A 13,487-nucleotide genomic window follows, 5' to 3' on the forward strand; every position below is an offset into this window, starting at 1 on the left:
TCCCGATTATCAATGGGCGAATTGTGCCAGAAAGTGCGGCTCGTATGGCCTTCGGCCAAGCCGACAAGGTTGGCCGAAAAAAAGAAAACCCCGCGAAACTCGCGGGGTTTTTCGGTTCAGCAGGTCGGCGCAATGCGCTTCGATTGCGCCCTACTCTAACTGATTACATCATGCCGTCCATGCCCATGCCGCCCATGCCGCCCATCGGGGCAGCCGGCTTGTCTTCCGGCAGCTCGGCGATCATGCAGTCGGTGGTCAGCATCAGGCCGGATACCGAAGCCGCGTGTTGCAGCGCGGTACGGGTCACCTTGGCCGGATCCAGCACGCCCATTTCGATCATGTCGCCGTATTCGCCGGTGGCGGCGTTGTAACCGAAGTTACCCTTGCCTTCCAGCACCTTGTTCACGACAACCGACGGTTCATCGCCGGCGTTCTGAACGATCTGGCGCAGCGGAGCCTCGATCGCCTTCAGCACGATCTTCACACCGGCGTCCTGATCGGCGTTGTCGGTGGTCAGCGATTCCAGGGTAGCGCGGGCGCGCAGGATGGCCACGCCACCGCCAGGCACCACGCCCTCTTCCACGGCAGCGCGGGTGGCGTGCAGCGCGTCTTCGACGCGGGCCTTCTTCTCTTTCATTTCCACTTCGGTCGCGGCACCGACCTTGATCACGGCAACGCCGCCGGCCAGCTTGGCCACGCGCTCTTGCAGCTTCTCTTTGTCGTAGTCGGAAGTGGCTTCTTCGATCTGGCGGCGGATTTCGCCAACGCGAGCCTGGATGGTAGCGTGCTCACCCACACCGTCGATGATGATGGTGTTTTCCTTGCCCACTTCGATGCGCTTGGCTTGGCCCAGCATGTCGAGGGTGACTTTTTCCAGGGTCAGGCCCACTTCTTCGGCGATTACGGTACCGCCGGTCAGGATGGCGATGTCCTGCAGCATGGCCTTGCGGCGATCGCCAAAGCCCGGAGCCTTGACGGCCACCACTTTCAGGATGCCGCGGATGGTGTTCACCACCAGCGTGGCCAGGGCTTCGCCTTCCACGTCTTCGGCGATGATCAGCAGCGGGCGGCTAGCCTTGGCTACCTGTTCCAGCACCGGCAGCAGGTCGCGGATGTTGGAGATCTTCTTGTCGAACAGCAGCACGAACGGGTTGTCCAGTGCGGCGATCTGTTTTTCCTGATTATTGATGAAGTACGGGGACAGGTAGCCGCGGTCGAACTGCATGCCTTCCACCACGTCCAGCTCGTTGCTCAGCGACTTGCCGTCTTCAACGGTGATCACGCCTTCCTTGCCCACTTTTTCCATGGCGTCGGCGATGATCTGGCCGATATCCAGGTCGGAGTTGGCGGAAATCGAGCCCACCTGAGCGATTTCCTTGGAGGTGGTGCACGGCTTGGCGATCTTGGCCAGCTCGCCCACCAGGGCGATTACGGCCTTGTCGATACCGCGCTTCAGGTCCATCGGGTTCATGCCGGCGGCAACGAACTTCATGCCTTCCTGCACAATGGCCTGGGCCAGCACGGTTGCGGTGGTGGTACCGTCACCGGCCACGTCGGAGGTCTTGGAAGCGACTTCCTTGACCATCTGGGCGCCCATGTTCTCGAACTTGTCCTTCAGTTCGATTTCCTTGGCAACGGACACGCCGTCCTTGGTGATGGTCGGCGCGCCGAAGGAGCGGTCCAGCACCACGTTGCGGCCTTTCGGGCCCAGGGTCACTTTAACGGCGTCGGCCAGAATATTGACACCGGCAACCATCTTGGCGCGGGCGGAATCACCGAATTTTACGTCTTTAGCAGCCATTCTTAACTTCTCCAGAATCTGTTTCGGTCAGAGTGTGTGTTAAGAAATCGTTGCGAGCGCCCCAAGGCCGGTTCGAGAAGCGCAGCCGTACAAGGGGTACGGTGAGCATCGCAGGGCCGGAATGGGGGTGCGCAGCAGATTTATTCACACACTCTCAGTTGTGGGGATGGATTACTCAACAATGCCCATAACGTCTTCCTCGCGCATCACGAGGACTTCCTCGCCGTCAACCTTGACGGTCTGACCGGAATACTTGCCGAAGATCACCTTGTCGCCGACCTTCAGCTCCAGCGGGCGGCGCTCGCCGTTTTCCAGAATCTTGCCGTTGCCCACGGCGATCACTTCGCCCATGTCCGGCTTCTCAGCTGCCGCACCCGGCAGAACGATGCCGGAAGCCGTCTTCTCTTCCGCCTCAAGGCGCTTGATTACTACACGGTCGTGCAAAGGACGAATTGCCATTGTTCTCTCCTGTTAGCAGTGGCTGGTGAGAATGAAAAATCAATCAAATCAGCAGATTGGCCAAGCGCGTTAGCACTCGGCGCTTGCGAGTGCTAATGATAGGGACGGGGCAAGGGGTTTTCAAGGGCAATGGCGGACGAATTTTTATCAATCAGGATGACCATGCCGATAGAATTTATCACACACACCGGCAAAGAAAGAGCCCCGCCGACGGGAAAACCGACAGGGCTCAGGCAGACAGAAGAATTAGCGGGAACTAGTGACAAGCTTGGGACGCACATCACCCTCGGCACGACGCAACACAAGCCAACGCGGCGCGCGGAACTGCACAATCCGGCGATAAAGCCAAACGTACAGCAAGACGAACAAGACACAACATAGCTGCAGAACCCATTCGTATTGCCAGAACAAGGTCGCCGGCATGACCGAGAACAGGGCCACGCCCCACAGATAAGGAGCGGTAAGACTGTTACGACGCAGCAGATGTTTGGCCTCGCGCTTACCCACCATCCATCGTACCAAGCGCTTGTAGATCAACATATGAAAGTGCAAGCCGTCAGGCATGCCGGGCGACATCTGGCGAACAAACTTCTTGCGATAGATAGAGAAGACAGTCTCAAAAACCGGGTAGATCATCAACAGCATGGGGAACCACGGAGACACATCTCCTGGGTGACGCACCACCAGCAAGACAGACACTTCCGCCAGCAAGAAACCGACCAGATAGGCTCCGGCATCACCGGCAAAGATCATCCCTCGCGGAAAATTCCACACGAAGAAGCCCAAAACAGCGCCTAACAAGCAGAGGGAAACAGCCAACAGCGCAGCATCACCCACCGTAAACGAAACATAAGCCAGAGCGGCGGAAATCGCCATCGCCACTCCACCCATCAGGCCATTGTAGCCGTCAATGATGTTAACCGCGTGGCACACCCCCCCCACGGCAAATACTGTCACCAGCAGCGCCAGCCAAGGCAGAGCCATCAAGGCCTCATCCAAACCGGCAATGCCGAGCGATGGCAACACAGCCCCCAGCAACCACGCAGCCATGGCGGCAGAACCGAAAGCGAAGAGCAGCCGGTACAGCGGACGCACCCGTTTGGTCAAATCCTCGGCAAAGCCAGCCAAAAACACGGGAAGACCGGCCAACAACAGATAGGCAAACTCTGGCAAGCCCTCATACCAAGCACCTCCAGCCCCCAGCAGCAAGCCGGCCATGACGGGCACGCCGCCCACCCGGGGGGTAGGTGCTGTGTGGAATTTTTGCGGGCCGGACAAGTCTCCATCCATTGACAAGTGAGCGTGCAGATGGGCACTGCGGATAATTGCAATAGCCACCAACATAGCGGCTAGGAGCGCCCCAAAAAATAGGCCGATGAACACATCCAACTCCTCAAGAAGAAACGCTAACAATTGTCATAATCAAGCCTTAGAATCGCAGCCCGAGAACACCACTGAGTCAACCGTCGCACAGCTGCAGCCTGGGTTGGCGCCCCGGCAAGTCATAAGACAGGCAAGATGTAGAGGCTGCCCGCGCCTGGCCAAAATGAATTTTAGCTCAGCGGCACTCCACAATCCAGACAAGATATGCCAAAATACTAACATAGCCATAATTAAGAATAGTTAAATATTTATAACAATATCGGTTAAAAATAACGTCAATGGCATGCATCATAATGGCGCCTTGACCAATCAACATGGAATTTTCAATCCAGCAACACGAACGGCGACCATCCACAGTTAGAATTACATATTTATTCAAAACACGCATTTATTAGACTTTGAGTCATAAGGCATAATCATGATTTTGGTCACCGGCGGCGCCGGCTACATCGGTTCGCACACCGGCCTGCATCTCTTGGAGGCTGGGTATGAACTGGTCGTACTGGACAACCTGAGCAACAGCAAACTGGAAGCCTTGCAACGCGTGCAAAAGCTGGCGGGTAAGAACCTGCAGTTTGTCCAGGGAGATATCCGCGATGCAACCGTTCTGGATGCCATCTTTCGCCATCCGATAGAGGCCGTCATCCACTTTGCTGGCTTAAAGGCGGTAGGTGAATCGGTCGCCAAGCCACTGGAGTACTACGACAACAACGTCACCGGCACACTGTCGCTCTTGGCGGCGATGCGTCGCCATGGCGTGCGCACCTTGGTATTCAGTTCTTCAGCGACAGTGTACGGTGACCCGGCCAGCGTCCCTATCCACGAAAACTTTCCTCTCTCGGCCACCAACCCCTACGGCCGCAGCAAGCTGATGGCGGAAGACATCCTGCGGGATTTAGCATCCGCTGAGCCCCAGTGGAACATCGCCATTCTGCGCTACTTCAACCCAGTCGGCGCCCACGAAAGCGGACAGATCGGAGAAGCCCCCAATGGCATCCCCAACAATCTGATGCCATTCATCAGCCAAGTTGCCATTGGCCAACGCCCCAAACTCAATGTGTTCGGCAACGACTACCCCACTCCTGACGGCACCGGTGTAAGAGACTACATCCACGTGGTCGACTTGGCAGACGGTCATCTCAAAGCACTGCAGGCGCTGCTGACCCTAGGAGGACTGATTACCGTCAACCTGGGGACAGGCCAAGGTTATTCGGTACTCGACATGGTAAAAGCATTCGAAGCAGCCTGCGGCAAGCCTGTGCCGTATGAAATTGTTGCCCGTCGCCCCGGCGACATTGCCGCATGCTGGGCCAACCCGACTTCGGCTCATGAAATCCTGGGCTGGCGAGCACAGAGAGATCTCCAAGCAATGTGCGAAGATGCATGGCGCTGGCAAAGCCAGAATCCAGTCGGTTATCCTTAAACCTCTTTAAGAAAAAGCACTGGCAAAGACATGATTCTTGTTACAGGCGGCGCCGGCTTCATTGGCGGGAACTTCGTCCTCGATTGGCTGGCACACAGCGACGAGCAAGTCATTAATCTCGACAAACTGACCTATGCCGGCAATCTCGACACGCTAGCCTTGCTCAAAGACGATCCACGCCATCTGTTCGTACGCGGTGATATTGGCGACCGTAAGTTGGTTGCAGATCTGCTGGCCGAACATCGTCCACGTGCCGTAATCAACTTTGCCGCCGAATCACACGTCGACCGTTCGATCAGCGGACCGGGTGAGTTTATCCAGACCAACGTGGTCGGCACCTTCAATCTGCTCGAGGCTGTCCGGGGGTATTGGAATGACCTGCCCGCAGCAGACAAGCAAGCGTTCCGCTTCCTGCACGTCTCAACTGACGAGGTATACGGCACCTTGTCGCCTAGCGATCCACCGTTTGCCGAAACCAATGCCTACGAACCAAACAGCCCGTATTCAGCAAGCAAGGCTGCCAGCGATCACCTGGTCCGTGCCTGGCATCACACCTATGACTTACCGGTGCTAACCACCAATTGCAGCAACAACTATGGGCCATACCACTTCCCCGAGAAGCTGATCCCGTTGGTAATCCTCAACGCGCTGGCCGGCAAGCCGCTGCCGATTTACGGCGACGGGCAACAGATACGCGACTGGTTGTACGTCAAAGATCATTGCAGCGCCATCCGCCGCGCGCTGGAAGCTGGCACCCCTGGCGAAACGTACAACGTCGGCGGCTGGAACGAGAAGCCCAATCTGGACGTAGTCCACACCATTTGCTCGATTCTTGATGAACTGCAACCGCGCGCAGATGGTGAGTCGTATGCAGGCCAGATTACTTTCGTGCAGGATCGTCCCGGCCACGACCGCCGTTATGCCATCGATGCCCGCAAGCTGGAGCGCGAATTGGGCTGGAAACCGGCCGAGACCTTCGAAACAGGCATCCGCAAGACGGTGCAGTGGTATCTGGACAACCAGGCTTGGGTCCACAACGTTACCAGTGGTGCTTATCGCGACTGGGTCGCCCAGCAATACGGAGTGGCGGTATGAGTCGTATCCTGATTACGGGCGCCAACGGTCAGGTGGGTTTCGAGCTGAAACGTGCGCTGGCGCCTCTGGGAGAAGTCATTGCCCTGACCCGACAAGAGATGGATCTGGCCGACCCAGCCAGCGTGCTGGCCGCACTGGATCGCCATCAGCCCGCCATCATTGTCAACCCGGCAGCTTACACCGCCGTCGACAAGGCCGAGACCGAGGTTGAGCTCGCCATGGCCGTCAACGCCCAGGCACCGGGCGTGATAGCCGAGTGGGCGGAACGGCACGACGCGTTGCTGATTCATTACTCGACCGACTACGTCTTCGATGGCCGCAAAGAAGGAGCCTATTGCGAAGACGACGCAGTCAACCCGCAGTCTGTCTATGGGTGCAGCAAGTGGGAGGGCGAAGAGGCCATTCGCGCCCGCACCGCCCACCACCTGATTCTGCGCACCAGTTGGGTGGTCGGAGCTCATGGTGGCAATTTCCTGAAGACCATTCTGAGGCTGGCGCACGAACGCGATAGCCTCAACGTGGTGGCGGACCAGATCGGCGCCCCGACCCCAGCCGCGCTGATTGCCGACGTCACGGCGCAGCTCATCAGCCGCTACCGGCTGCCAACCCACAAGTTCGACTATGGCACCTATCACCTGACGGCTAGCGGAGAAACCAGCTGGTTTGAGTATGCACGCTTCGTGGTGCAACTGGCCGAACAGCAGCGTTACCCGCTCCGGCTCGCCGCCAGCGCCATCCGACCGATTCCGACATCTGGCTATCCGCTGCCCGCACCGCGTCCGGCCAATTCGCGACTGGACTGCAGCAAGCTGTCCCGTCACTTCGGGCTGGCCCTGCCGCACTGGCAACAGGGCGTCGCCCACGTGGTCACACAGCTTTACAAATAAGATCAGAAGAAGCGAAGCATGAAACGCAAAGGCATTATTCTCGCCGGAGGCTCCGGCACACGCCTCTACCCGGCCACCCTGGCGGTCAGTAAGCAGTTGCTGCCGATCTACGACAAGCCGATGATCTACTACCCGCTCAGTACTCTAATGCTGGCCGGCATACGCGACATTCTGATCATCTCCACCCCACAGGACACACCCCGCTTTGAGCAACTGCTCGGCGACGGCAGTCAGTGGGGCATCAACCTGCAGTACACCGTACAACCCAGCCCAGATGGCCTGGCTCAGGCCTTCATCCTCGGCGAATCGTTCATCGCCGGCGATTCATCGGCCTTGGTGCTTGGCGACAACATCTTCTATGGCCACGACTTTGCCAAATTGCTCCAGAACGCGGCCAAGAAAGCCGGGGCCTGCGTGTTCGCCTACCATGTCCACGACCCGGAACGCTACGGGGTAGTCGAATTCGATGGCGCCGGCAAGGCAATCAGCATCGAAGAGAAGCCGGCCCAACCCAAATCGAACTATGCGGTCACGGGGCTGTACTTCTACGACCAGCAAGTGGTCGACATCGCCAAATCGATCAAGCCCTCGGCGCGCGGCGAACTTGAAATCACCGACGTCAACGCGGTGTATTTGAAAGAGGGTCTGCTGGATGTGCAAACGATGGGACGTGGCTACGCCTGGCTCGACACCGGCACTCATGAATCGATGCTTGAGGCCAGTCAATTCATCGCCACCATCGAAGCGCGCCAGGGGCTGAAAGTAGCCTGCCCGGAAGAAATCGCCTACCGCCTTGGCCATATCGATGCCACACAACTGGAAAGGCTCGCCGACCCGCTGAAAAAGAACGGCTATGGGCAGTACTTGCTCAGCGTGCTCAAAGAAAGGGTGTTCTGATGAAGGTCATCGATACCGCCATCCCCGACGTCAAGATCATCGAGCCGGCCGTGTTCGGTGATGAGCGCGGTTTCTTCTTCGAGAGCTTCAACCTGAAAAGATTTGAGGAAGCCATCGGCCGCCAAGTCCACTTTGTACAGGACAACCACTCCCGTTCGGTCAAAGGTGTACTGCGCGGGCTGCACTACCAGTTGCCCCCGCATGCCCAAGGCAAACTGGTACGCTGTGTGCTAGGAGAAGTGTTTGATGTTGCAGTCGACATCCGCCAATCGTCACCGACGTTTGGCCAGTGGGTTGGGGTGAACCTGTCAGCCGAGAACAAACGCCAGTTGTGGATCCCTGAGGGCTTCGCACATGGTTTTTTGACGCTGAGCGAGCATGCCGAATTCTTATACAAGACGACCGATTATTATGCACCCCACAGTGAGTGCAGCATTATCTGGAATGCCCCAGAGTTGAACATTGGATGGCCTATTGCGGGGCAACCTTCGCTCTCTGCCAAGGACTTGCAGGCCTATCTTTTTCCGACAGCACCCTTTTTTGATTGAATAACGAGAGCAAAATGAAAGCAGTCATTCTGGCCGGTGGCCTCGGTACCCGCATCAGCGAAGAAACTACTCATCGCCCCAAGCCAATGGTAGAAATCGGAGGCAAACCGATTCTTTGGCACATCATGAAGATCTACTCCCATTATGGGATTAACGAGTTTGTGATCTGTTGTGGCTATAAGGGCTATGTGATCAAGGAGTATTTCGCCAACTACTTCCTGCACATGTCCGACGTCACCTTCGACATGTCGAATAACAAGATGGAAGTCCATCAGCGCTATGCTGAGCCTTGGCGTGTCACCCTGGTGGATACCGGCGAAAACACCATGACTGGTGGCCGCCTCAAGCGGATACGTAATTATGTCGAAAACGACGAAGCGTTCTGTTTCACCTATGGCGATGGAGTCAGCGATGTCGATATCACAAAGCTGATCGAATTCCATAAAAGTCAAGGTGTAAACGCCACTCTGACAGCCACTTACCCTCCTGGCCGATTCGGTGCGTTGGACATGCAGGATGGCAAAGTCATCACATTCAAAGAAAAACCCAAGGGCGACGGCGGCATGATCAACGGGGGCTTCTTTATTCTGTCACCCAAAGTGATCGATCTGATCGATGACGATGCCAGCATCTGGGAACGCGAACCATTGGAGAGATTGGCTCAACACAATCAGCTAGCCGCCTTCCCCCATGAAGGCTTCTGGCAGCCAATGGATACGCTGCGAGACAAGATTTATCTTGAAGAGCTTTGGCAAAGCGGCAAGGCACCGTGGAAGGTATGGGAATGAATTCGGCATTCTGGCAAGGAAAGCGGGTTTTCCTCACCGGGCATACCGGCTTCAAAGGCAGCTGGCTCTCGCTATGGCTCCAACACATGGGGGCAGAGGTAACCGGCTATGCATTGGCCCCCAACACCACACCCAGCTTGTTTGAAGAAGCCAGCGTGGCCGACAGCATGCATTCCATCCTGGGCGACGTGCGCGATCTTGCTGCACTCACTCAAGCCATGCAAAACAGCCGGCCGGATATCGTCATCCACATGGCTGCCCAGCCATTGGTTCGCTACTCCTACGCCAACCCGGTGGAAACCTATTCCACCAACGTGATGGGCGTGGTTCATCTGCTGGAGGCCGTTCGTGCCACCTCCTCAGTTCGCGCCGTCGTCAACGTCACCAGTGACAAGTGCTACGAAAATCGCGAATGGGTGTGGGGTTACCGCGAGAACGAAGCGATGGGCGGCTACGACCCGTACAGCAACAGCAAAGGCTGCGCTGAACTCGTTACCAGTGCCTATCGCAACTCCTTTTTCAACCCGGCAGACTATGCTCGCCATGGAGTAGCGCTGGCCAGTGCCCGTGCCGGCAACGTGATTGGCGGGGGTGACTGGGCTGGTGACCGGCTGATTCCCGACATCATGCGCGCCATCGAGGCCGGCGAAGCAGTCACCATCCGCAGCCCTCACGCCATCCGTCCTTGGCAACACGTGCTGGAGCCCATATCGGGTTATCTCACTCTGGCTGAAAAGCTTTATACCGAAGGTCCAGCCTATGCCGAAGGATGGAATTTCGGCCCTCAAGAGAGCGATGCCAAGCCAGTGGAGTGGATTGTCAAAACCCTTACCCAAGAGTGGGGCGACGGGGCCCGCTATGTCATCGACACCGCAGCGGCCAATCTCCATGAAGCACATTATCTTAAGCTCGACTGTGCCAAAGCTCACACCCATCTTGGCTGGCAACCGCGCTGGTCGCTCGCCACGACGTTGAAGCATATCTGCAGTTGGCACCAAGCCCACCGTTCTGGACAAGACATGCAGCAAGTTACGCTGCAGCAGATCGACGCCTACCAAGGCACCAACCAAACTAGTGAATGATTGCGATGAACCAACAAGACAAAGCTCAACAACTCCGTCAGCAAATTGCCCAGCTCGTCGACGAATACGCCGCCATTGCCATGGCTCCACGTAACTTCGAGCCTGGCAGGACCGTCATTCCGCCGTCGGGTAAAGTGATCGATGGCGCCGAACTGAAGAACATGGTTGAGGCCTCGCTGGATGGCTGGCTGACTACCGGCCGCTTCAACGACATGTTCGAGAAACGCCTGGCCGATTTCCTGGGTGTAAAACATCTGCTAACCACCAACTCTGGCTCGTCGGCCAACCTGCTCGCTTTCTCGGCACTGACCTCGCCCAAGCTGGGTGCCCGCGCCATCAAGAAAGGGGATGAAGTCATCGGTGTGGCGGCAGGCTTCCCCACCACCGTCAACCCCATCATCCAGTTCGGTGCCGTGCCGGTGTTTGTCGATGTGGACATCCCCACCTACAATATCAAGGCAGAGCTGATTGAGGCTGCCATTACCCCGAAAACCAAGGCCATCATGCTGGCCCACACCTTGGGTAACCCGTACAACCTGAAGGCCATCAAGGCGTTGTGCGAAAAATACAATCTCTGGCTGATTGAAGATTGTTGCGATGCGCTGGGCAGTACCTACGATGGCAAGCTCGCCGGCACCTTTGGCGACATCGGCACCCTGAGCTTCTATCCTGCCCACCACATCACCATGGGTGAAGGCGGTGCCGTATTCACCAACGACTCCGAACTGAAAAAAATCATCGAGTCCTTCCGCGACTGGGGCCGCGACTGTTACTGCGCGCCGGGTTGCGACAATACCTGCGGCAAGCGCTTTGGATGGCAGTTGGGCAGCCTGCCCGCTGGCTACGATCACAAGTACACCTACAGTCACTTGGGCTACAACCTCAAGATCACCGACATGCAGGCCGCCTGCGCACTGGCCCAGCTCGACAAACTGGAAGGCTTTATCCAAGCCCGCAAAGACAACTTTGCCTATCTGACCGAGCGCCTGCAAAGTTGTACCGAGTTCCTGATCCTGCCGGAAGCGACCGAGAACAGCAGCCCGTCGTGGTTCGGTTTCCCGATTACCATCCGTCCCGACAGCGGCATCAGCCGTGTGGATGTGCTCAAGTACCTGGATGAACATCGCGTGGGCACCCGACTGCTGTTTGCCGGTAATCTCACCCGCCAACCTTATATGGATGGCCAGGTATATCGTGTCAGCGGTGAATTGACCAATACCGATCTAATTATGAATAACACCTTCTGGATTGGTGTACACCCAGGCATGACTCGCGACATGCTCGACTTTGCCGTCGAAAAAATTGAAACAATTGTGGGCGCAAATTTCTAAGGAGAGCTTCATGAATAAGAATGCATTGTCTATTTATAAAAAGGCTGTCACAGAGAATTTTAATTTCTTAAAGGATGCCAAAAACATTCAAGAAGCCTATCTGCGCGCCATTCCTCTTGCAGATATTGGGTTTTTGCTTCCTGTGTGCAAGGCACATAAGAACGACTTGGAATTAATCCGGAAGTTCACTGCTTGGCGCAACGAGAACGTACAAGTTTATCCGACGCAATTCATAGCGACAGAGGAAAGCACCAGCTCATGGCTGGACAAGCGCCTTCTTGCCGTCGAAGACCGTATGCTGTTTTTGGTCGCTGACATGCAAGGGAAAATCCTTGGGCATATAGGCTTTAATGGCTGCCACAACGAAGGCATGCTGTTCGAGATTGATAACGTCGTACGTGGCGTCGAGGGGAAAGAGAAAGGCATTTTCTCCGTAGCAATTAAAGCGCTGATGGAATGGGCACGGAAAACCATCAATGTTGAAGGCTTCTATCTCAGGGTAATGGCCGACAACCCACATGCCATCAATTTCTACAAAAAAAATGGCTTTGAAGTAGAGCAACATATCCCTCTGGTAAAAGAGCAAAACGGAGATTTTGTTTCATATCGGGAAGCAATGCCTGGTGAGGGCAGTCAACAAGAGTTTGTTCGCATGGCATTCAAGCCGTCCACCCAGCACATCGGGGAAAAGCTTATCCTGACAGCCGGTCCATCCATTTCAGCCAAGGAGGCGGTGTACTCTTTTGATGCGGCACTGAATGGCTGGAACAACAACTGGTCAAAGTACCTCACAACTTTTGAGAAAAAATTTGCAGAGTACGTTGGCGTCAAATATGCCTTGGCTACCTCTAGCTGCACTGGCGCACTTCAGATCGCACTGATGGCTCTGGATGTCGGCCCAGGCGACGAAGTCATCGTGCCGGATCAGACTTGGGTAGCTACCGCCAATGCCGTTCGTTACACAGGGGCCATCCCCGTATTTGCAGATATCGAACTGGATACTTGGAATATAGATGCAAATTCCGTTGAAAGCCTGATTACACCAAAGACAAAAGCTATTATGGCTGTCCATATGTATGGGCACCCAGCACGGATGAGCAATATCTTGGCCATTGCCAAGAAATACAACCTTAAAGTTGTCGAAGATGCAGCACCTGCCATTGGAGCGGAATGGCAAGGACAGCGCTGTGGTAGTTTCGGCGACTTTGCTGCTTTCAGCTTCCAAGGCGCGAAATTGATGGTTACCGGTGAAGGCGGCATGCTTGTCACCAATGACGATGCCCTCTATCAGAAAGCATTGAAGATCTGGGATCAAGGCAGGAATCCTTCGCGGACATTCTGGATCGATGCTGATGGTGTCAAGTTCAAGATGTCCAATATTCAAGCTGCTCTTGGATTGGGGCAACTTGAGCGCGTCGATGAACTGATCGAAATGAAGCGCAGGATTTTCTCTTGGTACCAGGAAGGGCTAGAGTCGGTACCTGGCATTACTCTCAACAAGGAAGTTGAGGGTGCAAAAAGCATTTACTGGATGAGTAGCTTATTGCTGGACAAGGCTATGCCGATTAGTCGAGATCAATTAATGCAGCAATTGAAGGCAAGAAATGTCGATAGCCGACCAGTGTTCCCGGCAATCAGTCAGTATCCAATCTGGCCACGCGCTCAGGAAGCGCAACCAAATGCATTGCATGTTGGTTCGCAAGCGATGAACTTGCCGAGCGGTGTTTGCTTAAGCAAAGACGAAGTCATGTACGCTTGCCAGCAAATAAAAGAGATTCTTAAGGGATAAACAA

12 protein-coding genes are annotated in these 13,487 nt (G+C 55.7%); 9 read left to right on the forward strand and 3 right to left on the reverse strand.

Annotated features, from left to right (window positions below; translation table 11 throughout):
* Positions 1-163 precede the first annotated feature (163 nt).
* From groL to PSEMAI1_RS0117210, 3 genes are all read right to left on the reverse strand, one after another.
* Positions 164-1,801 (reverse strand): chaperonin GroEL, encoded by a 1,638-nt coding sequence (gene groL, locus PSEMAI1_RS0117200; RefSeq protein ID WP_024304058.1) that lies wholly within the window; start codon positions 1,799-1,801, stop codon positions 164-166.
* A 171-nt stretch (positions 1,802-1,972) separates the two neighbouring features.
* On the reverse strand, positions 1,973-2,260 hold the full coding sequence (groES, locus tag PSEMAI1_RS0117205; RefSeq protein WP_024304059.1) for a co-chaperone GroES: 288 nt from the start codon (positions 2,258-2,260) through the stop codon (positions 1,973-1,975).
* Between the two features lie 246 nt (positions 2,261-2,506).
* A complete protein-coding gene (locus tag PSEMAI1_RS0117210) occupies positions 2,507-3,643 on the reverse strand; it encodes a glycosyltransferase (protein WP_232219942.1) in 1,137 nt (378 codons plus the stop codon).
* Positions 3,644-4,058: 415 nt separating this feature from the next.
* On the opposite strand from PSEMAI1_RS0117210, the gene galE reads away from it, so the two are divergent.
* The 9 genes from galE to PSEMAI1_RS0117255 are packed head-to-tail and all read left to right on the forward strand — an operon-like array spanning position 4,059 to position 13,483.
* Entirely contained in the window at positions 4,059-5,066 is a 1,008-nt protein-coding gene (gene galE / locus PSEMAI1_RS0117215; RefSeq protein ID WP_198019682.1) for a UDP-glucose 4-epimerase GalE, read from the forward strand.
* Between the two features lie 30 nt (positions 5,067-5,096).
* Positions 5,097-6,161: a dTDP-glucose 4,6-dehydratase gene (gene rfbB, locus PSEMAI1_RS0117220; RefSeq protein WP_024304062.1), complete on the forward strand. Its 1,065-nt coding sequence runs from the start codon at positions 5,097-5,099 to the stop codon at positions 6,159-6,161.
* Positions 6,158-7,048: a dTDP-4-dehydrorhamnose reductase gene (gene rfbD, locus PSEMAI1_RS0117225; RefSeq protein ID WP_029770793.1), complete on the forward strand. Its 891-nt coding sequence runs from the start codon at positions 6,158-6,160 to the stop codon at positions 7,046-7,048. Before rfbB ends, rfbD begins: the two co-directional genes overlap by 4 nt.
* An 18-nt stretch (positions 7,049-7,066) precedes the next feature.
* Positions 7,067-7,945, forward strand: coding sequence for a glucose-1-phosphate thymidylyltransferase RfbA (rfbA, locus tag PSEMAI1_RS0117230; RefSeq protein ID WP_024304064.1), 879 nt, complete (start codon positions 7,067-7,069; stop codon positions 7,943-7,945).
* Positions 7,945-8,493 (forward strand): dTDP-4-dehydrorhamnose 3,5-epimerase, encoded by a 549-nt coding sequence (gene rfbC, locus PSEMAI1_RS0117235; protein ID WP_024304065.1) that lies wholly within the window; start codon positions 7,945-7,947, stop codon positions 8,491-8,493. Before rfbA ends, rfbC begins: the two co-directional genes overlap by 1 nt.
* Before the next feature lie 14 nt (positions 8,494-8,507).
* Positions 8,508-9,281: a glucose-1-phosphate cytidylyltransferase gene (gene rfbF / locus PSEMAI1_RS0117240; protein WP_024304066.1), complete on the forward strand. Its 774-nt coding sequence runs from the start codon at positions 8,508-8,510 to the stop codon at positions 9,279-9,281.
* Positions 9,278-10,363 (forward strand): CDP-glucose 4,6-dehydratase, encoded by a 1,086-nt coding sequence (rfbG, locus tag PSEMAI1_RS0117245; protein WP_024304067.1) that lies wholly within the window; start codon positions 9,278-9,280, stop codon positions 10,361-10,363. Before rfbF ends, rfbG begins: the two co-directional genes overlap by 4 nt.
* A gap of 5 nt (positions 10,364-10,368) precedes the next feature.
* Positions 10,369-11,694 (forward strand): lipopolysaccharide biosynthesis protein RfbH, encoded by a 1,326-nt coding sequence (gene rfbH, locus PSEMAI1_RS0117250; RefSeq protein ID WP_024304068.1) that lies wholly within the window; start codon positions 10,369-10,371, stop codon positions 11,692-11,694.
* A 10-nt stretch (positions 11,695-11,704) separates the two neighbouring features.
* Entirely contained in the window at positions 11,705-13,483 is a 1,779-nt protein-coding gene (locus PSEMAI1_RS0117255; RefSeq protein ID WP_198019631.1) for a bifunctional GNAT family N-acetyltransferase/PLP-dependent aspartate aminotransferase family protein, read from the forward strand.
* Positions 13,484-13,487: the final 4 nt, after the last annotated feature.

The sequence above is a fragment of the Pseudogulbenkiania sp. MAI-1 genome, assembly GCF_000527175.1.
Taxonomy (GTDB): domain Bacteria; phylum Pseudomonadota; class Gammaproteobacteria; order Burkholderiales; family Chromobacteriaceae; genus Pseudogulbenkiania.